We start from the raw sequence: 26,806 nt of genomic DNA on the forward strand, positions 1-26,806 counted from the left end.
GGTCGTGTGAATAGCAGGAGCGACAACGCATTCCTGGACTCACGGCACGCGACCCCTGGATGTTCATTTATGGCAGGCATGGCGCGTCGCCTCGCCTGCTTCCTGAGGCTGTTCGGCCGCATTCGGGCGCTCCTGGACCGCTGGGGTGGCCTGCGGCGACCTTCCGGCTCGCGGAGCTGATGGTCGCGGTGATCTCCCATTCCGGGAGGCCGGCGGTCTGCGCGGCCGGGGCGAGTGCTGCTTCGACGGCCGCCGTCGCGAAGCCGGCCTCGGTCAGTCGGCACGCCGCCCAGAACAGCCCGCGGTTCCGCTCGCCTTCCTGCAGCTTGCCCACCCAGCGCGCGAGCCGACTCGGCTCAGACGTAGTGGCCGGGGCCGGTCGCGCTGTTCGCGTCGCCCGAGGGTCGATGAGGGTGCGCAGTGCGACGGCGTCAACAGCCTTGGCATCGGCGGCAGACAGCGAGAACAGGCGATAGCTGGTTCGTTCGTTGTTGGTCGACAGGGTCGAGGGAGGCACGACGACGTAGCCGCCGGTCCCGCGGAAGTCGATGTGAGCGGCCGCGGCCTGCCAGCAGCGTTGCGGCCGGGTCTCGCTCGCCGGGAAGTAGACGTGCATTCCCCCGGACGGAGTGCGCACCCGAGCGAGCTCCCCGTCAACCAGCCCGGCGACGCTGGCCCGCTCGAACGCAGCGAATCCCGAATCCGTGCTCGTCACGTCGATGTCGACGACGTCGATGCCCGATCTGCTGCCCGTCGGCATTCCGAGGTTCGCGCCCGGCCACCGTTCCCACCACGCACGCACCTGGCCGAAATCACAGCTCGAGTCGTGGAAGCCCGCCGCGGTGAGCGGGCGCTTGCCGTTCCGTGCACACGGAAAGATCGGGATGCCCGCTTCGGCGAAGGCGAGCGCGGCGTCCCGGGCCGGGAGTCGGCTCGTGGCCAGGAGCACCCCAGCGATACCCATCAAATGCGGCTTCGTTGACACGTCGATCACCTTTCCGCCTGACTGCCACGCAATCGCGATGGCTGACACAGAGGTGCGCTCGTCGTGCCAGGCCGCACGGCGAGGAAGCGGGAGCATTGAGCATGCTCAAATTTGTGATTCGCGATTCGGTTTACCACCCGATTTGAGCATGCGCAACCCTTGCGTTGGTCATGCTCAACGAGTAGATTGGGCACTCTCAACGGGCCGAGCATGCGCTTCTTGAGTACGTCTTGCCCGGCTCGGGGCGAAAGGTTTTGCAGATGACCGAAGACGAGAGCAACACCGCCGCGGAAGACCTCGCGAAGCGTCTCCGGCTGCTGCTCGACGTCGTCGACGCCGAGACCGGCACCGAGCCGACCTTCACCCAGATCGCTCGATTCCTTGAGGGGCGGGGCATGAACCTCTCGAGGTCGCGGTGGACCTACATGGTGAACGGCCACCGATACGTGCAAGACCGGCCACTCTTCGAGGGCCTCGCCGCGTTCTTCGACGTTGACCCCGGGTTCCTGGCTGGCGACGCCGGCGCGGAGACCCCGGCAAAAGTGAGCGCCCAACTCGATCTCGTGCGCGCAATGCGCAATGCGCGAGTCAAGACGTATGCCGCTCGCACCCTCGGAGACATCTCTCCCAACGCGCTCCAGGCAATCAGCAGATTCCTGGATGCGGAGATGTCGCCGACGTCTCCCGGGGCGCGCGACCACATCGCGGACGTTGGAGCCACTGACACGTAGGAGGGGAAGTGACGAGGCCGTGAACAATGACGTAAGCGCTTCGGCGGCTGTTGCCGCACTTGACCTTGGGGAGACGTTCACCTTCGACGAACTCGTCAGCGCCGTGCAACGACGACGGCGTCGTCGACTTCGAATCGTCGAGCTCGTGGACCTCGGTGATCACGACGGCCTGTGTGCCGTTTGGCTCATGACGGACGGCGAGGATCTCGTACTCCACGCGCACAGCGATTCGGCTCTGCATCGGCAGCAGTTCGTGCTGCACGAACTAGCGCACATGATCCTCGGCCACAATTTCGACGATGATCCTGAAGCACCCGACTTCCTGCTGCCCGACATCCCGAGGAACACCCGGAGACGGCTGCTTAGACGCCAAGATCTCGACACTGTGGAAGAGGTCGTTGCAGAAACGCTCGCCGATCATCTCGCCGCAGCAATCAGGGGATCGGCGATGCTCCGCTCCCGGTACCTGGAGATCTTCGGGTGACTGCCATCCTCGTATCCGCCCTCATGTGGCTGCTCGTCGCGAGCCTGCTCATCCTGCGGCGAGGTCGAGCCGAGCGCAACATCAGCTACGCCGCGCTGACGATCGCGATCGCGATGACGCTGAACGTCGACCCGGTCTACCGGGCGCTCGACGGACACGCTGGCGGCAGCAACGTCGTGACTCTCATGGCAGATGTCGCGTTGATGGTCGGTGTGTTCTTCCTCGGTCGCGGAGTGATGAAGGCTTCGGAGCAACAACCGTGGGCAGAGCGGATCGCGCTCGGCCGGTTCGCGCTCATGGCCGCACTCGTCGGCGTGGTCGTCGCCTTCGTCCTCATCGAGCGTGGGACCACCACCACCAACTTCATGCTGGACCTCGGTGCGCAACCCGCCGCGGCCGCTTACTCCATGGTCCAATTTCTCTACTACGGAGTCGTCCTCACCGCGATGGCCTCGCTCGCTGTGCGGCAGCTTCGAAGCAGCAAAGGTGCCCAGCGCCTACCACCGGTCTTTCTGATCATTGGAAGCAGCTTCGGGGTCGTGCTGAGCGTCACCGTCTTCATCATGGACATCGCACATGTGATCGGTAATCTGCGCGTCATGGCAACCGTCGGCGTTGCGTACGGACCGGTGTTTCTCTTGACCATCTCCTTCCTCTGCCTCGGATTCGCCGGCGAGCCCGCAGCCCGCATGTTGCAGGCGCGCGCTCGTGATCGGAAAACCCGGATGCTCGTCAATGACCTCGCGCCGATCTGGGCCGAAGCGACAAAGCTCCGTCCGGGAATCAGCCAAGACGAGCGCTCGCCCTTCCTCGCCCACGAGCCTGAATCACTGCTACATCGTCAGATTGTCGAGATCCGCGACGCGATGATCGACACACGAGTGTCGTTTGACGTGGGCGATCAGGACCGAAAAAGGATCGAGCGAGCCGAACGTCACTTGCTCGGAGCCAGGTCGACCGATTCGGCATCGACGGCTCCGTCGGCGTCGGCCGCAGAATGAGAGCACGAACGATGAGAGCCGGGTGGGCGGTGCTTGGAACGGTGACCGCCGCCGGTGTGGCCCATGGGGGACTCGGACTGGTGATCGCTAGACGCCTGACGGCTCCGGTTCGCGAGAGAAGGTACGACCTCACAATTCGAGACCTGGATGAGTCGGGGGAGCGGCCCGTCGTTGTCCTCGATAGGACGCCAGCCACCGCTGCACCCGGACTTTACTGTCTCATTCTCGAAAACGGCGGCTTGGTTCGACTGTCACACGAAATAGAGGACCGTGGGCTTGGTCTGGTCGGCCGCGAGTTGCTGCAGGAGCCCACCCAAGGCTTGGTGGTCGGCGCACGAGCGTCCTGGAGCGGCATCCTATTCGCGAACCCAGCGGATGCCGGTCTTGAGGCCACGGAGGTCGGCGTGCAGACGGATGTCGGCAGTGCGCCTGCTTGGCTCATCACCCCTGGAGACTCCCCGTCGACCACATGGGCCATTCATATTCACGGACTCGGAAGCACGCGCGCCGGAACGCTTCGCGGCGTGCAAGTCGCCTCAGAAGCCGGATTGACCTCGCTCGTCGTGACCTATCGGAACGACGGTGAAGGTCCCACGGTAGGCACCGGGAGATCCGAGCTCGGCGCCGCCGAGGTCGACGACGTGCGCGAGGCCATGCGCTTCGCCCGCGAGAACGGTTCACGGAGCGTTATTCTCCTCGGGTGGTCGATGGGCGCGGCCATTGCTCTTCAGCTTGCCGCCGAGCCCGAGTTTCGCGGTGTCGTCAACGGGCTCGTGCTTGAGTCGCCCGTGCTCGACTGGTTCTCCACGATCAAGGCGAACTGCGCACGGTCGGGCCTGCCCGCCTGGACCGGCGCGCTCGCCGTACCCTGGCTCGACTGCCGGCCGTTGACTCGAATGACTGGGCTAGCCAGCTCCATTGGCCTCCGTCGCTTCGACTGGATCGCGCGAGCCGACGAGTTGACTGTACCGACGCTCATCCTTCACGGCACCCAGGACACGTCGGCGCCGTTCGAGCTCTCAACCCGCCTTAGGGCGCTGCGTCCCGACCTCGTCGATCTCGAGGCATTCGAAGCGGACCACACGATGACATGGAACTCGGATAGCCACCGCTGGCGTGCGGTCGTCACCACTTGGCTGGCCTCGATCTCGATTGCAGAATCTTCGACTGGCTGATCGACTCGCCAATTTGGAGTACACCCTAACTAGGCGTCAGATACAGTGTCTCAACACCGTCCGAATAGGGTTATTTTAGCTTTGGTTGGCAGTCCTCGATGCTGGGTCTTAGAGTTCAACCCGACATAACAGGCAGGAGAGCCGAGTGGCGGGTCAACGAGTTGGTTACGTGCGAGTCAGCACTCTCGATCAGAACACCTTTCGTCAGCTTGATGGAGTCGACGTCGACCGCGTCTTCGAGGACAAGGCATCGGGGAGGGACATGAATCGGCCCGAGCTCGAGGAGATGATCAAGTTCGTCAGAGATGGCGACACCGTTCTTGTGCACTCGATGGATCGCCTTGCCCGCAACCTGGATGATCTCCGCTCCATCGTGCGCCGGCTCACGGTCAAGAAGGTCCGGGTCGAGTTCGTGAAAGAACGACTCTCCTTTACTGGCGACGACAATGCGATCGCGAACTTGCTTCTCAACGTCATGGGAGCCTTTGCTGAGTTCGAACGATCCCTGATCCGGGAACGCCAACGCGAGGGCATTGCCTTGGCCAAGAAGCGTGGCGCGTACCGCGGTCGTACCCCATCGCTCGATGCAGCTCGCGCCGCAGAGCTGCGCGAGAAGGCTGCCTCCGGCGTGCCGAAAGCTGCTCTCGCGCGGGACTTTGGTATTAGCCGCGAAACGGTCTACGCATACCTCCGCTCCGAGGCCCGAACGCGCTCCCCCGAACCTGGTTGAGGACTAGCAAGGCTTGCACTCTCAAATTGGTGGTCTGCAAATAGGCTGTCGATATGGAGCTTCCCGAACCCAATTCCTCTGACGAACTCATCGCCGAGCTTGCGGAAATCGAGGCCAACGAGACCGAATGGCTTGTCATTGGCGAGAAGCTGCGTCAGCGTGCCAGTGATGCGAACGACTTGCAGGCGGGATGGCTCATGACGGCGTTCGACTATTCCCTTGCCAGGCGTGTCGGCGATTACGCCAAGAACGCTCCGCCTTTCGGCGCAAATTTTGTGACGGACCAGTTCGCATACCCGCTGCCGCTTGGACAAGTGCCAGCGGAAGTCGTGGCGTTGTGGAGCGACGTCGCTGAGCGCTCCACCGGAGACGCTTCACAGGCGCGTCTGCACCATCTGCTGTTTGAACTGCGACAAGGCAACCGTGGTCATCACGCACGAGCTGCTGCAGCCGCGTACCTAGCCATCGGCACCGGTACGGGGGAGCGAATTCAGCGTGTCAATTGCCTGCATTGGTCACTCGATCTCAGTCGCCGTATCAAGGATAACCCTGGCGCAGAACTCGTTCACTCGCCGCTTGTTGCTCTGGCATCGGACAGCCTTGCGCAGGTAGATAGCCCGGAACCCGGCGTTGCCCTTCATTCAATTGAGGTGCTGGCCAGCGACGTCCCACGACACCCGCAACTTGCGGATCTTCTCGACCGGGCTCGAGTGGCCTATCCAGATGCTCGCTTGACCGGCGAAACCATTCGGATCCAGCGAAGTCTCGTGAGAGGTGAAGACTCGCGGCTCACCAAATTGAATCGAGAACATGTTCTGACCTACCTCGCCCAAGCGGATCAACTCACAGGTTTGATGCGCATGGTGAATCTGGAGGATGCAGCTCAACTTGCCACGACCTACGGACTGGCCGATCTGTTGAAGACGGCTACGGTTGGAATGCAGGCAATGTCATTTGAGGAACTTGGTCTGAAGGAAACGAGTTACACAGTGACGTTCACCGCCGGTGTCCTCGAGGCACAGGTTCGGCGCTACACCCAGCAAAGCACCTTAGGTGACGCCCTCAGCCTCCTCATAGGGGATGCGCCCCCGACAGGTGATATTGAGACGACCAGGGCGGTGGCAGCGCATGCGTCGAAGTCAGCACCGCTCATCGACATGTTCACTGTCAAGCACATCGGTGCCGACGCGTTATCTCGGTACACAGCAACGACCAACGAGGAAAGGGTCGACGAAAAGCTCGCCCGTGCCGAGATGGTGCACATGACGCTGGCGATGGATGGTTTCGCCCGGATCTTGGACTCGTTGATGTCGAACTTCACGCCTACCGAGGACGAACTGATCGAGGTTATCGGGTCTGCCGACCACGTAGCGGTCGCGACGGCCACAACTATCGCCAAGGCACTTATGGCTTTTCACGCTTCGAACTATGAAGAGGCCGTCACGTTGACAATGCCGCGGATCGAGACCTTGGCACGGGCTCGACTGGTCGAGCTAGGCGAGCTGCAATTTAGGGTTCAGCAAGGACACGACCGCGGACAATATCCGCAGCTCGGAAGCATGCTGCGAGCATTGCAGCCCCACCTCGATGAGTCCTGGTCACGCTTCCTAAGGACTTTTCTCGTGAGTCAGTTCGGCTCGAACTTTCGCAATGAACTTGCTCACGGTTTCGTAGACGTGGTGGGCGGGCATCAGGCTGCCCTCACGATCGTTGCGGCGTTGCATCTCGCACTTACTCCGGTGCGCCCGGACGCGCGGTCCTAGCCCCGACATCCGGCGCGACTCAACTGAATGGTGGAGGGGAGCAGAGGCAGGATGTCGACCTGTTCCCGGTCGGTGTCTACTCGCGCGTCGATTTGCACGCGTAGCCGATCAGCATCGTCACGTTGCTCATGTGGGGTGTCTCATAACCAACGGTGAGCACCGGCATCAGAGGAAAGAGGTTATGCGTCGTTGTTTTGAGACTCGTCGCGTGGCGGGATTCTGCCGATCTTGCGATGCGTCGGAGCGAGGGCGTGAGACGTCTCATATCCCTAGGGTTGCGAGACGAAAGCCACGTCGCAGAGAGCGCATCGTCTTGGGAACTTTGATCGGGCAGGCAACCGGTCGACGCGGCGGCGACCGAACTGCTGTCATCGCTGGGAACGAGCTGAGGGGGTAATCAGTCATCGTCAGGGCAAGCATCGTGTGCCCGCCTGAGCGCAATGGCGCAGTGAAAGATGTCAGCCGTACTGAGTACCCATGCGGGCGGCACATAAGGTCGAACAAATCGGATCGATGACGGCCGTGTTCCAGTAAAGATGTAAGGGCGTTACCTTGGCAGGGCCCAACAGGGGCCCAACAGGGGGCCAACGGGCTGGCGCCTGAGCGTTGTGGACAAGTGTAGACCGCTGGCATAGTCTGACATTGCTGCCCCGGACCCTGGCATGGCCACATTCACGTCGACCCGGGTAGGACTATGACATTCGTTGATGACGGGACGTCGACCCAACCGCGCAGCTCACGGTATCGGATGCCTCGTGACTGGTGACCGCCCCGCCCGAATTGGCAGCGGAAGCGGGCGATACCGCATGCTGGAGCTGCTCGGCCGAGGCGGCGCTGCGTCGGTCTACCGGGCGCGGGACGAATCGTTGGGTCGGGATGTCGCGGTCAAAATATTTGACGAGTCGGCGACGAGTGAGAAAGACATTCGACGTCAACAAGACGAGGTGAACCTGCTGGCCAGCCTCAATCACCACAGCCTGGTCACGCTGCTTGACGCCGGCGTGGATCGCGCGGAAACCGAGCGTCCTCGAGTCTATTTCGTCATGGAACTCGCCGCGGGCGCCGATCTGAAGCAGAAGATCGAGCACGGTCCCCTGTCGCCGCGGCATGTTGCGCAAATCGGCTACGACGTAGCCGAAGGTGTCGAGTACCTGCACCACAAGGGAGTCGTGCACCGGGATATCAAGCCTGCCAATATCCTGCTTGCCGATTACAGCATCGACGGCATTAGGGAGCGCGCCAAGCTCACTGATTTCGGGATCGCGCTCGTCCGTGGCAACGACCGCGCCGACACGGAGAATTTCACGACTGGCACTGCTGCGTACCTGAGTCCGGAGCAGGTCAGGGGACAGGAACTCGACTCGGCCAGTGATATCTACTCCCTGGGACTTGTTCTGCTGGAGTGTTTCACCGGCGTGACGGCATTCCCTGGCCAGCCGGTGGCGTCCGCATTGGCCAGGCTGCAGAGCGACCCGTCGATTCCCCACCGTCTCGACCCGGAGTGGAGCGGACTCCTTGCGGCGATGACCGCACAGGATGCGTCGGATCGCCCGTCGATCAAGGAGATTGTCCTCGCACTGCACCAGATGATTGTTGCGGAGACGGGCCGGCACCGAGCGGCCGGAGACTTCATCAAGCCGAACGAGGTTGCCTGACTTCGAGCAGTGCATCGGAACCAAGTACATCGAAGCGCCGAAGTGAGGGTTCGATCACAGCATGGCCATGGCGGCCGACCGTTGCATTGGTTGCGCTCCTCATCCTTGGCACGGTCGTCAAGGAAGGCGAGGCACCCTGCCGATGGAATACTCTGGCCCAGTTCGTCGAAAGCCCGGTGCGTGAAGGTTCAGACGCTCTTGCGCCCGGAGATGGAGCGGACCAGGAAAAGGATCACGGCGATGATGGCTAGGACGATGCCCACCCAGAGCAGGAACTGCAGGGACTGGATGAGTCCGCCAGTGATGAGCATGACGACGGCGATGATGGCGATGACGATAAGCAGGAGATTCATGGTGTCGTCCCTTTCGTCGGTGATCGATTCGATGATCGATTGAAGGAATGTTATTCCCGCTTGTCTGCCCACGCAATGCGGTATACGCGGCTGCGTCTGTCTGTCTTTTTTGGGTCGGATGGGCCGTGACGCCGGTTTCGGACGGGTTTAGTATGTCGCCAAACTGATCTGACCAAGTGGGAAGGAACGACGATGAGTGGTGCTGACAAGATCAAGAACGCCGCCGAGAAGGCGGTCGGCAAGGGCAAGGAGGCCGTGGGGAAGGCGACAGACAACCCGAAGCTCGAGGCTGAAGGCAAGGCCGATCACGCCAAGGGCAGTGTCAAGCAAGCTGGCGAGAATGTGAAAGACGCTTTGAAGTAGGCGAGTCTCGAGCCCTGTGGCGGTTACCCGGTGCAGGCGGCGCTCACCGCCTGTACCGGGCACGGAGGCCGTTGTGGCCGAGGGACGACCTCCTGCGCACCGTCGGATTGGCGAGGATGACCCATCGGCCTATTCTGTGGCCTCAACGCGCGGCTAAGGCACTTGGTTCGTTCGCGCCAATTGGGCGCCCCACTTGACAGCCGCGCGCGTCCCTTCGCGACCGGTCTCGCTGAGCCAGCACGATCACGCGGGGCAACGCAACTGATGTGATTCGTGGTCGCGACGACAACCTACAACAATTTGCCCGGCCGCTGGGCGTGAAGTCTTACCTCGACATCAAGCGTCGTTGACTCGACCAGCTTGAATGTCCGAGTCGCCGGACTCCAGACGGCGTCGTGCGGAGCGACGACCGCCGACGAGCTTGATCAGTGCAAATACGATGACGAGTGCGCCGAGGCTCATGGTGACGTAACCAATCATGTGCAGGTCGACGTCACCAACCGCGGGGAATACCCATACGGCCAGGATGCCGACAACGTAGAGGAAAATTCCCATTACCAGTTTCATGGCGACTCACTTCCTCTCCAGTTCGACAGGATGACATCAGCATAGATCCCGCACCGCCGTGGCCAGAGCCGACGCGTCAAAGCAAGCAGCACGATAATACTCAGGCGCGACCGGGCGCGGCGCGGGCCGACTGCCGCGGGCCCTCACTGGCATCGGAGGGTTGCGGGCGCCCATTGACGAAAGGCCTCCGCGGGGTATGTTGCTCGCATGAGCGGTAAGCATTCTCGCCCCCATCGGGGCGTTCGGGGGTTCTGGGCACTATTCGCGCGGGACACGAGCGCTGACGCGTTCACGGGTTTAGAGGGTGATTTCGAGAGTGAACGCCGACGCGCATTAGAGGTCCTCGGTGCCGCGACGGAGCCATACACTAGCGACGGAGGGCGTCCACCGGCGCTTCCGTCGAGCAGTTTTGGACTTACGCACCCGTAGCATTCGGTCGCGACCCTGGCAGTGTTTCCGTCCAGATAGGTACTGGGCGAATCGATGACGACCTGGAGACTCACGGATCCGACGGACGGCGAAGAGGTACGCCCAACCCATCCACCCTTGCCCAAAGTTCGCCGCCGTTGGCGAGCGATGAAACACTCCGAGCCCGTGCGAGCTCTGTGCACGGTGGGCCGTCGAAGCGCGGTATTCACCCTGCAGACCTTGAGAAACCGGGAGGCGTGGAGATAGGTTGTCGTGCATGATGGCTGATTATTTGGGTGGCGGCGACGTGAACCGGCGAGCGGGGTGGCTACCGCAAGAGCAAGACGATTTGGAGTCCTGGCTGGCAGGTCACCGGGACCGAGTGGAGGCACGGGGCGGCAATGTCGCGCTGCATCCGGTCATCATCGAGTTTCAGATCCTGATTGACTCTGACCCTGTGGTGCGCATGTACATGAACGAGATGATCGCTCAGGTGCCCGTCTCCAAACCGTACACGAAGCGTCATCTGGAAAGCGTCGAGCAGTTGTTGCGACTCATCAATGAGGTCCTGACAATGGCGCCGGAATTCAGTGAAGGTTCCATGGTGACAACGCCGTTGGCGGGAATCCTGGACTGGACCATGGGGACACCTGCGGGCTTCGCCGCGTATCGGGACCCACGGATCAACGCGATGCTCGGGAAGATCCTCACTGCGTGGGGTGAATTCCTCAGCGGCCCTGACTCGCTCTACGTATTGAACGATTCACCAGCGGGATGGAAATCGGAGAGGGCTCAGGAGGTCGTGGGAATGAACCAGTACGAACACCGTCCCGAGGAAGAATTCTGGGGTTTCGCGTCCTGGAACGATTTCTTCACCCGACGTTTCAAGGCTGGTCAGAGACCCGTCGCGTCGCCCGACGATGACAAGGTCATCGTCTCAGCGTGCGAGTCCACCCCATACGGGATCAGCACCAACGTGCAGAGGCGAAGCCGCTTCTGGATCAAGAGTCAGCCCTATTCGCTCGAAGACATGCTCGCCAACGACGAATCCGTTGAAAAGTTCGTTGGCGGGACCGTATACCAGGCTTTTCTCAGTGCGCTCAACTACCACCGCTGGCACAGCCCCGTTGCCGGAACCATCGTTCGAGCCTTCGTCCAGCCCGGAACGTATTTCTCGGAGGCCGATTCGGAGGGCGCCGACGCCGTGGAGCCGAAGAACTCCCAGGCCTACCTGGCACACGTGGCGGCGCGAGCGATCATTCTCATCCAAGCGGACGATCCCGTCATCGGGCTGATGGCCGTCGTTCCGGTTGGGATGGTGGAAGTGTCCTCGTGCGTCATCGACCCGAAGCTGACAGCGGGTCACCACGTCGACAAGGGCGAAGAACTCGGCTACTTCCAATTCGGCGGCTCAACAGAATGCCTAGTCTTCCGTCCGGGAGCGATCGAAGGGTTCAGCCTCACCGCCCTGCCCCAACCACATGACCCCGCGGCCGGACCGGTTCTTGTCCGGTCACAGCTTGCCACCGCCAGGATGGCGGCGACACCTCTAGCCCTACACTGACTCAATGAGCGACGCCACCCGCCCCACCGCCGCAGTCATCTATAACCCCACAAAGGTCGACCTGCCGAAACTCCGTGACACCGTGACCGCGGAAGCGTCCGCTTCCGGCTGGGACGAGACGAAATGGTTCGAAACCTCGGTCGAAGACGTCGGGCAGGGGGTCACAGCGCACGCGCTCGAGCAGAACGTGGACCTCGTCATCGTCGCCGGCGGGGATGGAACGGTACGAGCGGTTATCGAGGCGGTGCGAGGCCGAGACGTTCCTGTCGCGCTACTGCCGTCGGGAACAGGGAACCTGTTCGCCCGAAACCTGCAGATCGATCTCACCGATACGCCCGGAAGCATCCGAACTGCGTTCACAGGCCACGAGCGGAGAATTGACGTGGGGGTCATCCGGATTGAGCGGGAGGACGGAAGTCGAGATGAGCACGCCTTCGTCGTGATGGCGGGGCTCGGGTTGGATGCGAAGATGATCGCCAACACCGACGAGGACCTGAAGGCCAAAGCAGGTTGGGTTGCCTACGTGAAGGCCATCATCACGTCCCTTCGAGACCCGGGTGAATTGCACATCAGGTTCCGCCTCGACGAGGGTGCGCCGAGGCGAGCCACGGTCCACACGCTCATTATCGGCAATTGTGGTTCCCTGCAGGCGAACATTGTCCTGATGCCCGAGGCGAAACTCGAAGACGGCCTGCTGGACCTGATGATGACGCGTCCCCGGGGTGTCGTCGGCTGGCTGCGACTCTGGCTGACGGTCGCGTGGACCAACGGGGTCGTGCGTCGGACGAAGTCGGGACGAGCCCTCATCGGCGAGCACAAGAACGACGCGAATCTTCATTACGAGACGGCCGCCGTGTTCACCGCCCGATTCTCCAAGCCGGAGGAGATCGAATTGGACGGCGACGGCTTCGGGAAAGCATCCGCCCTCAAGGCCTGGATCGAGCCCGGGGCCCTCCTGATGCGAGCCCCCGCGCCGACCCCGGAGTCCTCCGAGTAAGAGTGATTTTAGGTCGACTCGTCGGTATCCGAACCGACCAGATCGGGATTCGACGGTCCCGCGGCCGGATCGAAGTCGTGGTCGAGTTTTTCGGCCGGTCCGACGGGAGGATCCTCGGGGTCCGGACGGTCTACCGGTGGGTCCTTCCTCGGGTGTGTACCCGAGCGCGACGAAGCCGGACCCAGTTGCTCGTCCTGGCCCGGGGTGTCTGGCGTGCCACTGTGTTCTGCTGAAGCGGCCATGGAGTCTCCTTCGATCACGTGCCGGCCGGGAGGATCGGGAAGCCGTTCTCTCCCCGACTAACATGAGCTTATGTCACCGGTAGTGGTCACGGGAGGGAAAGGTGCAGGCTGTCAGCGACAAGCTCACCGACAGACGGGCCGTCGTCACCGGCCGTGACTCAGGGATCGGTCGTGACGGACTGCAGAACCTGTCGACAAAGGAGTTCGATCGGGTCCTCAGAACCAATCTCTACGCCAACCTGCGGATCGCGCGAACCGCCATACCGCACCTGGCACCGGATCGTCAATCATCTCGATATTGTCGATCCACACGTCCCGTCCCTCCCAGAACTCATCGACTATGCGAGGACCAAGGCCGCGTTGGTGGCGTTCACTCGGCCTCCCTCAGCAGCTGGGCTCAAGCGGGGTGCGTGGGAATGTGATTGCATCCGGTGCCATCTGGACGCCGTTATCCCTGCGACGTCGTCGCCGGCAAGCTGCCCGGCCAGGAGACATCGCTGGTCGCGCGGGCCAGCCGGTCGAGTTCACTCCCGCATGCACGTTCTGGCCTCCCTCGAGGCCTCGTCTGTGTCCGGCGCCGTGATACCCGCAACGGGCGGTCGCGGCTTCTAGCGGGCACTAGGGCGGATCGGAACGGAAGAACGCTGAGCACGCGCAAACGGCACGCCTGCCGGTCCGGACTATTCCGCAGGGCCGCCGGAAGCGGTATCTTCAGCGGTCTCGGCTGAACCGTCACTCTGCGAGCCGTCCGGGAGTGAATCCGCACGTGCTTTGTCTTCAGCACTGCTCTCGGTGGACCCGTCCGGGGCCCCGTCCGGCTGCTTCTGGCTTGCCGTCTCTTTCTGACTCATGACAACATTATAAGCAGCCAATCGTCGCGAAACCAGAGCAGGCGTCAGGTGTGGACGTATGGGCACCGGCGCCCGACTGGCTGATGGACTCGAGGGTTTGGGTTGCGGCGTGATATTTCGTCTTTCGTTCGCGTCCTATGAGTGACAGCATTCGAAGTCAGCTGGTGTCTCACCAATCAACAAGCGAGGACAACGTTGTGACCGTAGCCCGAAATCAAAATCCGTCACGCGCGACGACGGTGATTGACCGGCTCTATGTGGCCGGAGTGGTCGTCAAGGGGATCGACGGCGCCGTCGAGCTCGTGGCTGGCCTCCTGCTGTGGTGGGCTCCCCAGGTCGTCGACGGCATTCTGCGGTCCATCGGTGTGGAGGCCGGGGAAGGATCGGGCGTGGCCTCTCGGTTCGTGGCCAATGCCGTGGCGCGCTGGAACGATCAGCTGGTGGGCAGCTCCGTGACCTTCCTGATTGCCTTCCTGATCGTTCATGGGGTGGTGAAGCTCGTCCTGGTCTATTGCCTCTTAAAGCGGTTCCACCGCGTGTATCCCTACGCCCTGGCGGTGCTGACGGGATTTCTCATCGTTCAGGGATACGCGTTCGTCACGCATCCGACAATCGGTGTCGGTTTTGTGACCCTGCTCGACGCGCTGATCATCGTCCTGGTCTACCGCGAATACCGACAGATTCGACCCGGATCCACCGCGGGAACCCCTTCGTCCGGGACCATCGCCGACCCGGACCACATCGGAGTGGCCGGCGAACTCAACGAAGATCGGTTTGTCGGTGGACGTGACCTCACTCATTGGTATACACCGCTGGGAAAGGTGTCAGCCCGCCTGGCTCGAACCCTGAGCGCCCGGCTCGGCCCGCACGCGACTCTGGTCATCACCCTGGGAGTCGGACTCATCATCGCCGTGGCCCTGAGCGTGACCACGGCTCTCATCTACGACTCGGTCACGGAATCCGATGGTGTTGCCGGCCTCGACGCCCCGTTGCTGTCGTTTGCGATCACGCTTCGCTCCCCGGGGCTCAACAGTCTCGTGACGGGGTACACCGATATCGCCGGCCCGATCGGCATGCCCATCCTGGCCGTCCTTGCGCTGCTGATCCTGGCCCTCACGCGTCGATCGTGGACTCCCGTCATCGTGATCGCGGCGGCGGGTGTCGGCTCCCTGCTGTTGACGATTGCCGGCAAAGACCTCCTCGGCCGTCACCGGCCGCCCCTGGTGGATGCGGTCGCACCCTACGAATTCTCACCATCCTTTCCCAGTGGGCACACCCTCAACGCCGTTGTCGTGGCTGGCGTCATCGCGTACCTGCTGATCTTGCGCCAACGCTCATTCCGGACAAGGGCGATCACGGGCAGCAGTGCCGCAGTATTCGCCCTGACCATCGGGCTCAGCCGGGTCTACCTCGGCCACCACTGGTTTACGGATGTCCTCGCCGGCTGGCTCATCGGAGCAGCCTGGCTTGCCTTGATCATCACGGCGCACCGGCTCTACCTCACGGCTCGCCACCGTGACCCGGCCACGCCAGGGCCTGTCGTTGTCGCCCGGCGCGTGAAGTCGGTCGCCGAGTCCGGCGCGGTCGATCCTGCGGTGCTAGCACATGCCGGCGGATCCCCCGAGCAGCGCACCGGCAAGGCCGACCACCGCCACCACCACGGTCGCCGTGACGATGCTCACCAGGGTGAACCCGCCCGCGGTGAGCGGAATGCGGGGAAAGCTGTCCAGGTTCTCGGAGATGCGGGTATTGGCGCCCGGCACGAGCCCCAGCAGGGCCCCAACGATGACGAGAGCCCAGAGCCCGACGGCGAGCCCCTGAAATAACCCGCCGAGCCTGGCTATCCGGCCGGCGACATGGCCACCAGCCGAATCGTTCAATATTCCCCGGTGCGGGTCAGGGTGATGTCGAGACGATGTCCTAATCGTTGAGGTAGCCCTCCAGTGCAGGTATGCGCAACCGTGCGAGCGCTCGTTTTTCGAGCTGGCGAATCCTTTCCCGGGAGACTCCCTCACGGGTGGCGATCTGGTCGAGGGTTTGTGGGTCTTTGCCGTTGAGGCCGAATCGGGCTTCAATGATGAAGCATTCGCGCTCTGGTAGCGCGGCGCAGAAGTACGCGAGGTTCGCTGCGCGCAGTGTGAGTACCGCGTATTCCTCTGGTTGAGGATGATCGGTGTCGACGATGAGTTCTGCCAAACCTGTGGCGCCATCGCCGATGGGCACTGACAGGGATAGGGGCTCACTGTCGTAGCTGAGCAGGCGTTGGACTTCACCGGCGGGAAGCTCCACTTTCTGGGCTAGTTCGTTCAGGGTGGGTTCACGGTCGAGAGTGCTTGTGAGGTCTTGACGGACGCGCGTGACCTTGTTGAGCCGCTCTGCGGTGTGGACGGGTACCCGGATCAGACGAGATTTGTCGGCCATTCCCCGATAGATGACTTGACGTATCCACCACGTGGCGTAAGTCGAGAATTTGAAGCCAGTCGTGAAGTCGAACTTCTCCACCGCCCGGACGAGCCCGATGTTACCGTCCTGAACTAGGTCCATGATCGGGGTGCCGCGGCCGACGTAACGCTTGGCGATACTCACCACGAGACGCAGGTTGGACTCGATGAACATCTTCTTCGCCCGGGCGCCGTCATGGGCCAGCCAAGCCAGGTCAGCTGCGAGCTCCGGGTCCGACACGCCGGCCGTCAGGGCCTCGCCGGCCAATAAACCAACCTCGATCCTGCGGGCGAGATCGACTTGGTCGGCGGCGGTGAGCAGCCGTACCCGCCCGATGCGGTGTAGGTAGTCGCCGAATGCATCCGCGGATGCCCCACTAGCGCACGGCCGCGCCGGAGTCTCAGCGCCGGGTTTTGACCCGATGCTCCGTTTTGAGGCTCCGTCGGAAGTGGAAATCGGTGCGCTCACCGCAAACTCGGCCTTTGAAGAATCGAGTCCGCCGGATTTTCCCCACCGCACCTTCGACCATCCGCCACTGGGGGAACTTGGATCCTCGCCGCGTGCACGGCACGTATGGTCGGCGCGGGACCCAATTTAGACATCCCCGGGAGTTGCTTCGTCGTGGTGGAAGTGCGTGAGACAGAGCCGGGTGTAGCCCTGGAAGTTATAGGGTCTGGGCGCCAAGTCTGAGGGGACGTAGCGGGAATGTCGAAGTAGTCGTGAAGTTGTGCTTCCTCTTCCAGCGTTGGCGGGGCTTCGCTCGTGGCATTCACGGGGCGCGCTTCTACGGCGAGAAACTTGCTGACCGTCACGTGCGGATTCGCGCTCGAGCAGTGCGCGCCGTCATCGGGCACAAAGGGTTCAGTTTTTCCAGCGATCCTTGTGCAAACTGTCACCCAAAGCAACGCCCCCTCTCGGTCGACCAAAAACCGGCCGACCGTACGGATCACGTTGTCGCCGGGGTCAACAATGACGACTCCGCGAAGCTCCTCATCGGCAAAATAGGTCAACATCACTGTCCTGCCCCGGTCAACCGAAAAGCGTCAGCTATTTTGCAATACATGTCCTGTGCTCTGCTTGGTCCTTCTGGCCGGTGGGGTGCTGCGCCTTGTGTCTCGGGTGTCATGGAAGCGTGTTCAGGTGGTGTGGAAGTACCGCAAAGGGCTTCGAATGTCTTTCGGTGCCGCGGAGAGCCCCAGCGCTGGCCCTCCGCGAGCACACGCTAGGTTTGGCTTTCCTGAATGGTGTGTTTGGCCTGTTCCGCCTCCTGGCGCACATCCTCCGTGGCAATGGTGGCTTCGGATTTGACGGTGTCAACCGCTTCGGAGGCGGAGTCCCTGACGGCGGATGCGGCGTCGGCTGCTGGTTCGCGCAGGTCATCGGCGACCTCCCGGGCGACGTCGCCCGCTTCCTGCATGAGTGGTTCAGCGGCATCCTTGATTTTTGCTGCGATCTCCTTTTCCTTGGTACTGGCCGGAAGCAGGGAGGCCGCCAGCCAGCCGACGCCGAAAGCGATGAGGCCCACGGCGAGCGGGTTGCCCTTGGCCTTGGCCGCCGCCGCATGGGGCAACCCGGATACCTCACCGGCGGCCTCGGAAACCGAATCGCCGACGTCGGAAGCGGCGCCCATCACAGAGTCCTTGACCGTGCCGAACATGTTCTTCACTTTGTCGGTTTGGCGTTGCACGATCTTGTCCGGGTTGACCTTGTCGGCCAGAGCGTCCACGTTGCCGCCGAGTTCGCGGCGGGTGCGCTCGATGTCCGCCCGAAGCTGGTCCGGATCGTCGCTCATCCTGGGTGTCGAGTCGTTACTCATCGGTTTTCCTCATTTCGTTTCAAAGCGTCCGGGATCTTCTTCAGTGAATCCACGGTCCGGGGTGCACCGCTTATGGTTGCCATTTCTTTCTTCCCGTTCACGTACAGCACGGCTGCGACAATGCCCCACACGACAGCGACGATCAGGGACGCCCAGGCCAGGTCGATGACATGACCCAACCCCCACCACACAGCGATGGACAGGAACAACACGGTCAGGTGGCCGGTGTATGCGGCGCCGCCCAGCAGGCCGGCGCCCTTACCGGCCCGTTTGGCGGACTGGCGGATTTCCGCCTTGGCCAGCTCCACTTCCTGCTGCATCAGCGTGGAAATATCTCGGGTCACCTCTCCGAGCAGATCACCCAGCGAGGTATCGGCAGCTTTGCGTTCGGACGGTGTCGGGACGTCGCTCATGGCCGCTGACCCCCGACGTTCTCCCAGCCGTCCCCGACGGGGGAAGCGACAGGCGGGGGCGGCAGCACCACACCCGCGGGCGCTCCGATCTCGCCGCCGACACCGAAACGATCACCGACGACCGGCGCCGGGGTGTACGGGTTCACGGGGGTATCGACGACCACCGGCGGGGGAACCGGGGTCGCCAAACGCGCGCCGGCGGCCGGGGAATCCGCCCCCGAACCTGACCCGGAAACGACGGAGCGTGTCAGCCGCCCCGCGAGGACACCGGCGGCGGCGGCGAGTCCGATGAAAGTGCCCGGCTGTCGCCGTGCATAGTTACGCAGCTCCACCAGCAGCGAGCCGGGGTCGCGCTCCTCCAACCAGGTCGCGATGCCTTCAGCGCGCGACGCGGCCTGCTGAACAAGGTCGGCGGCCACTCCGCCATCGTCGGAAGACTCGGCCATGGAACGCAACTCGTCGCCGAGCGAATGCAACCCGGTCGCGACGCGCTGCTGCTGCTTGCCCGCCTGCTCCGCCAACTCCGCCCGGGTCTCTTCGAGGAGCTCTTTGGCCTGCTTCTTCGTGGTCGCCGCGACCTTCACCACCTCGTCCTTCGTCACAGCAGCAACATGCTGACCTGCCGCGACGCCCTCCTCGGCAACATGTGAGGCCTGCTCCTTCACGGCCTGCCCCCCGCTCGGCACCTCACCAGAGCCGAGGTCATAGCCACCAGGTGGCACCACTGGGTCTGTACTGGACATGGTTCTCCTTCACGGTGCGGACGCTGGTACGAGACGCCCACGAACCAGCGTCATTGCCAGATGAACAATATTTTCACTCGATTCGAGCGCCGAAAGCAACCATTCTGAAAAAACCTCAGATGATGTTTCAACTGGTGCCACGCAACGGGCAGTTGCTCTTAGTGCTGCTTCTCGGCCCAAGCAATGGAATGCTGGGCCTGCCCCGCACTAAGGACCGTTTCTGCTCCGCAGTTGGTGCACCGGTTCACGTACTTTGTCGAGAACGCGAACAATGGGATGAAGAACAATGTGAAACGGTTGGAACGCCGGACGACGTCTTGCGATGCCTGCACATTGCAGTACCCGCAGACGAAGGAGACCACATTCACAATGTTCTCGATTATGCGATTGCCGAAGATTAGAAGCATGACAAGTCCTCCTTTTAGGATCCACTGTCGGGGCGTTCGTGGCCGCGGCACCCCGTTGAGCCCGAGCTTCGCCTTCACCAATGGTTACCTCTAGGACGTGAACGGACGGCGGAATGTCACGCCCAGACGCATTCAGGTAGGCGGCCTGATGCCAGCGAGATGGCCGCTACCAGATTTGATCGCGCCGCTCACTGATCCTGGCCGGGGCCGGGGCCGGGTGCCGGGACATCCCGGGAGAAGATAAATCGCTTGCGGGTATTCACAGGGCCGGAGACATTTTTCCCGTGCGCTTGTGCATATCCGGGGACGAGGACAGGCTTTAGTGCCGGGATTCCTGGCTTCAGCATCGGTCACCGCTGGGAGGGCCAAAGTTCTTCCGCCAACTTCATGCCAGTCAAGAATGCGGACAATAGGCTCCATCCTGTCCTGGGAATCAGCAGGATCGTTCTCGGGTCGCGCTGGGAAAGAGTCGCAGGACCGAATCATCTTGAACGCTCTGAGACGCAGCGCCACCGCCGCGAACTGGATCCTTGACCGGTAGCGCGCCGCCGCGGGCACAACCGAGTCCGACCTGTGGACATCCTCCGAACAGAAGAGTAATTTCAGCGTCCTCGTTCATCGCGATCGGGTGTAAGACACCTTGAGGTAACAGGTGAGACACGATGGGTAATGTGGGCGAGAACGAGCCGATTGGTGAGTTCGACCAGACAAATGGGCGAGCGCCCGGACTTGACGCGACGATGACGGCGCGGTCACCGGCGAGAATGATCAAAAGCGCGGCGTCCTCACTGACTTGGTGCGGGACTTCCGCTCTCAGGACGAGAACGACGAGGCCTACAGAATGGTGAAACGGCCTATAGGGAAGAAAGTCGGCCCTGAAATCGGACAAAACAAAATTTGGCGCCGGACAGAGGCTTGGTGAGCTTGGGCCGTGTGCACCACCGTGAGTTCCTTCAGTTTTCGGGGGTGAACCGCAACTTCAGGATTGTGCACGGCCACGGCCACGGTGCGCAGGGGAGCCGATCGGCATTCCCGCCGATCGGTCGGGCCGTGAGTGGTGATCTCGGCTGGCCGATAGATCGCGATTTTTGAGGCGAACCTCAGCGGCGGAGCAGGGTCTGCCTTTCGAGTGCTTCTGGAGTATGCTCACCGCTGAGGGAAGCTCCGCCCCGCCGCTTGAGAGAGGCAGATCATGTCATCTATTCCGGGTGCCGCTGCGCACGACGCTCACGTCGCGCCTGTGCGTCGCGCCGCGATGCTGGTGGGCGCTGTCTTTCTTCTGGTTGGGGTCCTCGGTTTCATTCCCGGGGTCACGAGCAACATCGCATTGTTGACTGGTGCCGGCCACGAATCCGGTGCGCTCCTGCTGGGTGTATTCCAGGTTTCGATCCTGCACAACATAGTGCATCTCCTGTTCGGCATCGCGGGCCTCGCCTTTGCGCGCAGTGCCCGAGGGGCCCGAAACTACCTCATCGGCGGCGGTGTCATCTACCTTCTTCTCTGGCTCTATGGCCTCTTCGTCGACCCCAGCTCCTCCGCGAACTTCGTGCCTCTCAACAACGCGGACAACTGGCTGCACCTGGTCCTGGGAATCGGCATGATCGTCCTCGGTGTCACGCTGGGGAGAAGCCGCAGCACCGCGCCGACCGGGACGCCCTGATATCCAGGCCAAGCTCCGTTGCCGAGTCTTTGAAACGCGCGCTGACCCAACTCCAACCCCACCAAACGCCACCTCCGAGACTGAACAAGTCGCAAACCGTGCGGAGGCCCCGTTGAAACGGCCACCTGTCCTATTCGTCCTCGCGCTCGCGCTAACGCTGATGGGGATCTTGGTCACCGTCATGACCACTGTTCGGCCGTGAAAGCGCACAACGCGAAGAGCCCGGGTGCCCGCTAGCGACTCTCCGAAGAAACGCTGCGTATCAGCAAGAGTGCGCCGGGTGCTGGCGCGCGGGTATCGGACGGCGCTCGAACTCGACAGCTGGGGCGCCGCCGATGGATCCCACAGTTTCAAGGCCCACGGGGGTGGCGTGGGCCGCGCCACCACGAGGTAAAAGGCGTCGATGTCGCGGGAGTATCGATCGGTAACCTTGTTCGTGAGTTCCTCGCCGACGCCCCTAGGTCGAGGATGCCACGGATCACGGTCTCCGCGATCAGCGCGTTCAATTTTACTTGCGGCACGGGAAGCTGCGAAGTTATTTCGTAGAGGGCGGCACCGGGTTTCCAGCCTGCACTTCTCAGGAATAGGCGCTCAGCGGCAAGGGCCGGCGCATTTAGGATTCAAGAAGCAAATTCTTAAGGTGCCTGAGGGCGTGCACAGTGGTGAGGCCCAGCACCTCGGACTGCGACCCTGGGAATTGGTTTCGCACGGTGCGCACCCCACAGTGTGAACTGACGCTGATAAAGACCGTTCCCGACCGCTCGCCCTCCTCCGGCCCTGGGCCTCCGACGCCGGTTACCGACACGCTTACGTCCGCGCCAACCGTGTCCAGCACTCCCCGGGCCATTTGCTCTGAGCACTCGGCGGAAATAACCGGACCTCGACTGACCCCCAGCAGTCGGTACTGGGTCTCCCGCTGATACGCAACCACCCCGCCCGCAAACCACGTCGCTGACTCCTGCGCCGCGCCCAGCGCTTGGGCGATCCGACCGGCCGTGAGCGACTCTGCTACGGCTACTCGTACTCGGTTCGCAAGCGCGAGTTGTCCAATCCGCCCCGCCAGCTGTGCGATCTGAATTTCTCGATCGTCTGCAAACAACACTGTTCGCCCTTTCAATTGCTTCCACTCAACTTAGCTACCGCGACCTCAAAAAACGAGCATCACTTAGCTTCGTAGCGTCCGGCCGGCCGACGCGTCGGCGACGCTTGTGAACTAGGCCACTTTAGACGACGGGCAACTGAGCAATCCGCGCATGATGTGGTTGGACGTCCGTTGCTGTCTGGCTCCTGATGGAGGCTCGGAAGTCTGAGCGACGGGATTCGACCAAGCTTGATCTTTTCGCAACCCATGGATCGCCGTGCGGGGCTGAGCGGCAAGGAGCGAAGGTTTGAGGTCACAAGTGCGTGACTCTTGCGGTGCCCGGGGGTACTGTCTTGTGCATTGGCTCAACGCACGGACAGGGTGGTCTGATGACGGACAGAATTGTCGACATTTGGGGTGAACGGAGCCCGTTCGCGCGAGGCGAGCATTGGCCCGTCCGGGTGGATCAGAAACTCGCCGAGGGGGTACTCGAGACGGATGTCGACCGTTGGGTTCAGTCCGCATGTGTTTTGTGCAGCAATGGTTGCGCGTGCGACATTGCGGTCACGGGGGGACGGATGGTCGGGATCCGGGGACGGGCCGTCGACCGGGTCAACCATGGGCGGTTGGGCCCGAAGGGGCTTTTCGGGAGTATTCCCGGGGTCAGCAGCCGGGATCGACTCACTCGTCCCATGATTCGTGTTGATGGAGCGTTGGTGGAGACGGACGGGGACACCGCAATGTCCCGGATCGTGGAGCGCAGCAAGGCGCTTCTCGCGGAGAAGGGACCGCTCAGTCACGGGTTTTATACCAGTGGGCAGCTTTTCCTCGAGGAATACTACGCGTTGGCGATGATCGGGAAGGCGGGGATTGGGACGCCGCACATGGACGGCAATACTCGCCTCTGTACGGCGACGGCGGCGACGGCCATGAAGGAAAGCTTCGGGGCTGATGGCCAACCCGGCAGCTACCTCGACATCGACAACTGCGATGCTGTCTTCCTCTACGGCCATAATATGGCCGAAACGCAAACTGTGCTGTGGTCGCGGATACTCGACCGGATCGCCGGCCCGGATCGGCCCTTCATCGTGTGCGTCGACCCGCGAGAGACCGAGGTCGCAAGAGTTGCGGACGTCCACCTGCCGGTGCGCCCGGGCACGAATCAGGCACTCATGAACGGACTCATCCGGGAAGTGTTCGTGCACGGCTGGGTGGATGACGTGTGGGTGCAGGCGCACACGGTGGGGGTCGACGCACTCCGTTCTGTCGTAGACCCGTGGACGCCGGAGAAGGTGGCCGAGACGTGCGGTGTCGATGCGGATGACGTCCGCCGAGCGGCCCGGATTTTCGGGGAATCGGAGCGGGTTCTCTCGACGGTGCTGCAAGGGTTTTACCAGTCCGCTCAAGCGACAGCGGCCTCGTGCCAGGTCAACAACATGCACCTGCTGCGAGGCATGATCGGCCGAACCGGCGCCGGGATCCTCCAGATGAATGGACAGCCCACAGCGCAGAACAATCGGGAATGCGGAGCGGACGGCGACCTGCCGGCGTTCCGGAACTGGGACAACCCGGAACACGTGCAGCAACTAGCCACGTTGTGGGATGTGGACGTCGACGTGATCCCGCACTGGGCGCCCCCAACACATGCGATGCAAATCTTCCGCTACGTCGAACAGGGCAGCATCGAGTTCCTGTGGGTGTCCGCGACGAACCCTGCGGTGTCGATGCCGCAACTGGAACGCATTCGCGGGATTCTGGACAGGGAGAGCGTGTTCCTCGTTGTCCAGGACTTGTTCCTCACCGAGACCGCCCAATATGCCGACGTGCTGTTGCCGGCGGCGGGATGGGGGGAAAAGACGGGGACCTTCACGAACGTGAACCGGACGGTGCACTTGTCGGATAAGGCGGTAGAGCCGCCGGGTGAAGCGCGCCCGGACCTGGATATCTTCCTCGACTACGCCGCCAGGATGGGCTTCGCACGGAACGACGGATCGCCCCTTCTCGACTGGGAGGGCCCGGAGGACGCCTACCGGGCGTGGCAGGAATGCACCCGCGGGCGCCCGTGCGACTACACCGGCATCAGCTACGACAAGCTTCGCGGCGGATCAGGGGTCCCCTGGCCGTGCAACGAGGAGAATCCTGACGGGGTGGCGAGGCTGTACGCCGACGGGGTCTTCCCGACCGATCCCGACTACTGCGAGAGTTTCGGGCACGACCTCCTGACCGGGGCAACCGTGGGGGAGCAAGCGTTTCGCGCGTTGGAAACACATGGCAAGGCGGTGATCAAGTCCGCCCAGTACGCGCCGTCGCACGAGGAACCTGACGATGAGTATCCGCTTCGCTACACGACCGGACGGACCGCCTACCACTTCCACACTCGAACGAAAACGGCGAGGTCGCCTCAGCTGAATCGGGCAGCACCGACCCCGTGGGTGGAGATATCACGGTCGGACGCGGAAGCTTTGGGACTGTCGGAGGGCGACATTGCGCGGGTGACCTCAGCGAGGGGCGAAATCGTTGTTCCTGTCCGGGTAGGGGACGTCTCTGTGGGAACAGTGTTCGCGCCCTTCCACTACGGGTACTTCGACGCATCAGCGGAGGTCGCGAACGGTCATACTTCCGCGGCGAATGAGCTTACCGTCACCGAGTGGGATCCGGTGTCCAAGCAGCCTCTGTTCAAGAACGCAGCCGTTCGCGTTGAGAAAGTCGCCGATGCTGTCGGCCCATCCGACGCGCCTACCACGACCGCCTCCAGGCCCGCCGATCCGGGAGCGGTCCCCCCGACCGTCGGAGGACGGGACGCGGAAGCATCCGGCGTCATCGACCGGGACGCCTGGACGGCCGACCGGGCGGAGGCCACATCATGATGCTCCCCGTGTATCTGGGGCTCCTGCGGACCTCGGAGCAGGTGCTGGCGTCGTCGTATCGGCAGGTCGCGGACGGACACGGCGCTGAGCCCGACGTGTACCACTTGTGCCAGACTCTCGCGAAGCAGTGCGACGATCACGAACGAGCATTGGCGCCCGTTATCGAGCGGTATGGTGAACGACCGGACGACGAACCCGAACGGCTTCATGCCGTGGGGATCTCCACCACTCGGACGGGACCGGTGGGACTGATCCGTGACCTCCAGGACCTCTACCTCTTGGCGAGTTTGGTAGACGTCACATGGATGATGGTCAAGCAGGCAGCCCTCGGACTTCGTGATGATCAGCTCATCGCAGTCGTGGGGGAGTGCGAAGCGCAGATCAAGGTGCAGCTGGGCTGGCTGACGACACGTATGAAGCAGGCGGCGCCTCAGGCCTTGATTATCGCGTGATGAGCGAGCGCGCGTCCGGATACGGTCCCCTTCATGCGGCTCAGCAGCAGCGCGGGGGCGGTGCCGCCTACGCCGCCGTCTTGGCGATCTTGACCTTGGCCATGACCGGCGTGGTTGGTCTCCTCCTCAGGCAGCCGTGGTTGTTCCCGAGCCTCGGTCCGACGGTGATGCTGTTCTTCGAATCACCGAGAGAACAATCTTCCCGGCCCCTGAATACGATCGTCGGACATGTTGTGGGGATCGCCGCAGGGTTCACGTGCTACACGGTATTCGGCCTATCCGGGCTCTCTTCGGCACCTACGGGCGGCCTCACGGTGTCCTACGTATGGGCCGGGGCGGTAGCCGTGGGAATCACCACCGCCGTGTTGAGTCTTCTGAGGCTGCCCCACCCACCGGCCGGCGCATCAACCTTAATTGTGGCATTGGGTATTCTGCACACACCCGTTCAGCTACTGTCCATGGTGGGCGCGGTGCTCCTCATCACGACAGTCGGATGGGCGTCCAACCGGCTCCTCATCGGGAGACAGAAGCGATAGGTATCTTTGGACCATCAGTCCTTTATTTTGGGCACCGCTGGTGTCGCCGTATGAGAGTTATTGTGGGGACGCTTTCAGAGCTCAAGACGCTGAATCGGGCCGGTGCTATGGAATCAAGCTCTCTCGAGTGCACCGACAAGGGCTTGCCGGATAGCGGTCTTCCGGTCTATGGCTGTGGCGATGCTTGCCCAAATCCGAGGCGTGGGGCCAATACGTTGAAGGCCTTCGTGAGTCCTCCGAGGAGCGCTCCGACGGTATGCCCTTCGCCGGGAACTTCGTAGTAGCTGGTCAGCATGCCAGCATTTAGGGCCACGGCACTCAACGCCTTCTGGGGTGGACCGATGACGTAGTCATCGGTCCCGACGGTGAACACTGCCTCCGTGTCGGGATAGTGCGCGGACGACATTACGATCGCGGGTTTCGTCGCGTCGTACGCGGCCTGGTCTCCGGCGAAGACATCGGCTAGAACCGTGGGCTCAGATTCCGTGCTTGCGAAAGTCGTCCCGGACTCGCTGATCAC

Annotated in this window: 25 protein-coding genes; 15 read left to right on the forward strand and 10 right to left on the reverse strand. The window is 62.5% G+C overall.

Going from position 1 to position 26,806, the window contains the following annotated elements:
* Positions 1-67: 67 nt before the first annotated feature.
* Positions 68-985, reverse strand: coding sequence for a bifunctional DNA primase/polymerase (locus E3O44_RS06085; protein WP_166792557.1), 918 nt, complete (start codon positions 983-985; stop codon positions 68-70).
* 260 nt (positions 986-1,245) lie between these two features.
* On the opposite strand from E3O44_RS06085, the gene E3O44_RS06090 reads away from it, so the two are divergent.
* The 7 genes from E3O44_RS06090 to E3O44_RS06120 all read left to right on the forward strand — a co-directional run bounded on the left by E3O44_RS06090 (position 1,246) and on the right by E3O44_RS06120 (position 8,524).
* Entirely contained in the window at positions 1,246-1,716 is a 471-nt protein-coding gene (locus tag E3O44_RS06090) for a hypothetical protein (protein ID WP_134533526.1), read from the forward strand.
* A 19-nt stretch (positions 1,717-1,735) separates the two neighbouring features.
* On the forward strand, positions 1,736-2,200 hold the full coding sequence (locus E3O44_RS06095) for an ImmA/IrrE family metallo-endopeptidase (RefSeq protein WP_134533528.1): 465 nt from the start codon (positions 1,736-1,738) through the stop codon (positions 2,198-2,200).
* Positions 2,197-3,201 (forward strand): DUF6545 domain-containing protein, encoded by a 1,005-nt coding sequence (locus E3O44_RS06100; RefSeq protein WP_134533530.1) that lies wholly within the window; start codon positions 2,197-2,199, stop codon positions 3,199-3,201. The genes E3O44_RS06095 and E3O44_RS06100 overlap by 4 nt, the downstream gene beginning before the upstream one ends.
* Positions 3,202-3,212: 11 nt before the next feature.
* A complete protein-coding gene (locus E3O44_RS06105; RefSeq protein WP_134533532.1) occupies positions 3,213-4,376 on the forward strand; it encodes an alpha/beta hydrolase family protein in 1,164 nt (387 codons plus the stop codon).
* 145 nt (positions 4,377-4,521) lie between these two features.
* Complete coding sequence (locus tag E3O44_RS06110; RefSeq protein ID WP_134533534.1) at positions 4,522-5,106, forward strand: recombinase family protein; 585 nt, start codon at positions 4,522-4,524, stop codon at positions 5,104-5,106.
* Between the two features lie 53 nt (positions 5,107-5,159).
* A complete protein-coding gene (locus tag E3O44_RS06115) occupies positions 5,160-6,869 on the forward strand; it encodes a DUF4209 domain-containing protein (RefSeq protein ID WP_134533536.1) in 1,710 nt (569 codons plus the stop codon).
* Positions 6,870-7,675: 806 nt separating this feature from the next.
* Positions 7,676-8,524, forward strand: a complete 849-nt coding sequence (locus tag E3O44_RS06120) for a serine/threonine-protein kinase (protein ID WP_166792558.1) — start codon at positions 7,676-7,678, stop codon at positions 8,522-8,524.
* Between the two features lie 188 nt (positions 8,525-8,712).
* On the opposite strand, the gene E3O44_RS19145 is transcribed toward E3O44_RS06120, so the two are convergent.
* Complete coding sequence (locus tag E3O44_RS19145) at positions 8,713-8,877, reverse strand: hypothetical protein (RefSeq protein WP_166792559.1); 165 nt, start codon at positions 8,875-8,877, stop codon at positions 8,713-8,715.
* 192 nt (positions 8,878-9,069) lie between these two features.
* Here E3O44_RS19145 and E3O44_RS06125 point away from each other — a divergent pair, with 192 nt between their 5' ends.
* Positions 9,070-9,240 carry a CsbD family protein gene (locus tag E3O44_RS06125; protein WP_134533540.1) on the forward strand — a complete coding sequence of 57 codons (171 nt, stop codon included), beginning with the start codon at positions 9,070-9,072 and terminating at the stop codon, positions 9,238-9,240.
* A gap of 336 nt (positions 9,241-9,576) precedes the next feature.
* Here the strand turns inward: E3O44_RS06125 and E3O44_RS06130 are convergent, their stop codons facing one another.
* On the reverse strand, positions 9,577-9,807 hold the full coding sequence (locus tag E3O44_RS06130) for a DUF6458 family protein (RefSeq protein ID WP_134533541.1): 231 nt from the start codon (positions 9,805-9,807) through the stop codon (positions 9,577-9,579).
* Positions 9,808-10,492: 685 nt separating this feature from the next.
* Here E3O44_RS06130 and E3O44_RS06135 point away from each other — a divergent pair.
* Together E3O44_RS06135 and E3O44_RS06140 are read left to right on the forward strand one after the other, a co-directional pair.
* The gene (locus E3O44_RS06135) at positions 10,493-11,779 is read left to right on the forward strand and encodes a phosphatidylserine decarboxylase family protein (protein WP_198415877.1); all 1,287 of its coding nucleotides are present in this window, start codon (positions 10,493-10,495) and stop codon (positions 11,777-11,779) included.
* A 4-nt stretch (positions 11,780-11,783) separates the two neighbouring features.
* Positions 11,784-12,776: a diacylglycerol/lipid kinase family protein gene (locus E3O44_RS06140; protein WP_134533543.1), complete on the forward strand. Its 993-nt coding sequence runs from the start codon at positions 11,784-11,786 to the stop codon at positions 12,774-12,776.
* An 8-nt stretch (positions 12,777-12,784) separates the two neighbouring features.
* Here E3O44_RS06140 and E3O44_RS06145 read toward each other — a convergent pair whose 3' ends face one another.
* A complete protein-coding gene (locus tag E3O44_RS06145) occupies positions 12,785-13,018 on the reverse strand; it encodes a hypothetical protein (protein ID WP_134533545.1) in 234 nt (77 codons plus the stop codon).
* A 988-nt stretch (positions 13,019-14,006) separates the two neighbouring features.
* Between E3O44_RS06145 and E3O44_RS19880 the strand changes: the two genes are divergently transcribed.
* Positions 14,007-15,695 (forward strand): DUF2127 domain-containing protein, encoded by a 1,689-nt coding sequence (locus tag E3O44_RS19880; protein WP_134533547.1) that lies wholly within the window; start codon positions 14,007-14,009, stop codon positions 15,693-15,695.
* 94 nt (positions 15,696-15,789) lie between these two features.
* Here the strand turns inward: E3O44_RS19880 and E3O44_RS06155 are convergent, their stop codons facing one another.
* The 5 genes from E3O44_RS06155 to E3O44_RS19940 form a co-directional block, all read right to left on the reverse strand.
* Positions 15,790-16,779 (reverse strand): sigma-70 family RNA polymerase sigma factor, encoded by a 990-nt coding sequence (locus E3O44_RS06155; protein WP_241976098.1) that lies wholly within the window; start codon positions 16,777-16,779, stop codon positions 15,790-15,792.
* Between the two features lie 754 nt (positions 16,780-17,533).
* Positions 17,534-18,103, reverse strand: a complete 570-nt coding sequence (locus tag E3O44_RS06160; RefSeq protein ID WP_134533549.1) for a DUF3618 domain-containing protein — start codon at positions 18,101-18,103, stop codon at positions 17,534-17,536.
* Positions 18,104-18,123: 20 nt separating this feature from the next.
* A complete protein-coding gene (locus tag E3O44_RS06165) occupies positions 18,124-18,540 on the reverse strand; it encodes a phage holin family protein (RefSeq protein WP_134533551.1) in 417 nt (138 codons plus the stop codon).
* Positions 18,537-19,205, reverse strand: a complete 669-nt coding sequence (locus tag E3O44_RS06170) for a hypothetical protein (protein WP_134533553.1) — start codon at positions 19,203-19,205, stop codon at positions 18,537-18,539. Before E3O44_RS06170 ends, E3O44_RS06165 begins: the two co-directional genes overlap by 4 nt.
* A 236-nt stretch (positions 19,206-19,441) precedes the next feature.
* Positions 19,442-19,690, reverse strand: a complete 249-nt coding sequence (locus tag E3O44_RS19940) for a zinc-ribbon domain-containing protein (RefSeq protein WP_134533555.1) — start codon at positions 19,688-19,690, stop codon at positions 19,442-19,444.
* A gap of 1,192 nt (positions 19,691-20,882) precedes the next feature.
* On the opposite strand from E3O44_RS19940, the gene E3O44_RS06180 reads away from it, so the two are divergent.
* Positions 20,883-21,350 (forward strand): DUF4383 domain-containing protein, encoded by a 468-nt coding sequence (locus E3O44_RS06180; RefSeq protein WP_174775047.1) that lies wholly within the window; start codon positions 20,883-20,885, stop codon positions 21,348-21,350.
* 613 nt (positions 21,351-21,963) lie between these two features.
* Here E3O44_RS06180 and E3O44_RS19945 read toward each other — a convergent pair.
* Positions 21,964-22,452 (reverse strand): CinA family protein, encoded by a 489-nt coding sequence (locus tag E3O44_RS19945; RefSeq protein ID WP_166792560.1) that lies wholly within the window; start codon positions 22,450-22,452, stop codon positions 21,964-21,966.
* Positions 22,453-22,820: 368 nt separating this feature from the next.
* On the opposite strand from E3O44_RS19945, the gene E3O44_RS06190 reads away from it, so the two are divergent.
* Genes E3O44_RS06190 through E3O44_RS06200 form a run of 3 tightly spaced genes read left to right on the forward strand, consistent with a single transcriptional unit; the run spans position 22,821 to position 26,286 of the window.
* Entirely contained in the window at positions 22,821-25,298 is a 2,478-nt protein-coding gene (locus tag E3O44_RS06190; protein WP_134533560.1) for a molybdopterin oxidoreductase family protein, read from the forward strand.
* Positions 25,295-25,750 carry a ferritin family protein gene (locus E3O44_RS06195; protein WP_134533562.1) on the forward strand — a complete coding sequence of 152 codons (456 nt, stop codon included), beginning with the start codon at positions 25,295-25,297 and terminating at the stop codon, positions 25,748-25,750. Before E3O44_RS06190 ends, E3O44_RS06195 begins: the two co-directional genes overlap by 4 nt.
* On the forward strand, positions 25,750-26,286 hold the full coding sequence (locus E3O44_RS06200; protein ID WP_134533564.1) for an HPP family protein: 537 nt from the start codon (positions 25,750-25,752) through the stop codon (positions 26,284-26,286). The genes E3O44_RS06195 and E3O44_RS06200 overlap by 1 nt, the downstream gene beginning before the upstream one ends.
* Positions 26,287-26,806: the final 520 nt, after the last annotated feature.

The sequence above is a fragment of the Cryobacterium algoricola genome (assembly GCF_004402485.1).
In the GTDB taxonomy this organism is placed as follows: domain Bacteria; phylum Actinomycetota; class Actinomycetes; order Actinomycetales; family Microbacteriaceae; genus Cryobacterium; species Cryobacterium algoricola.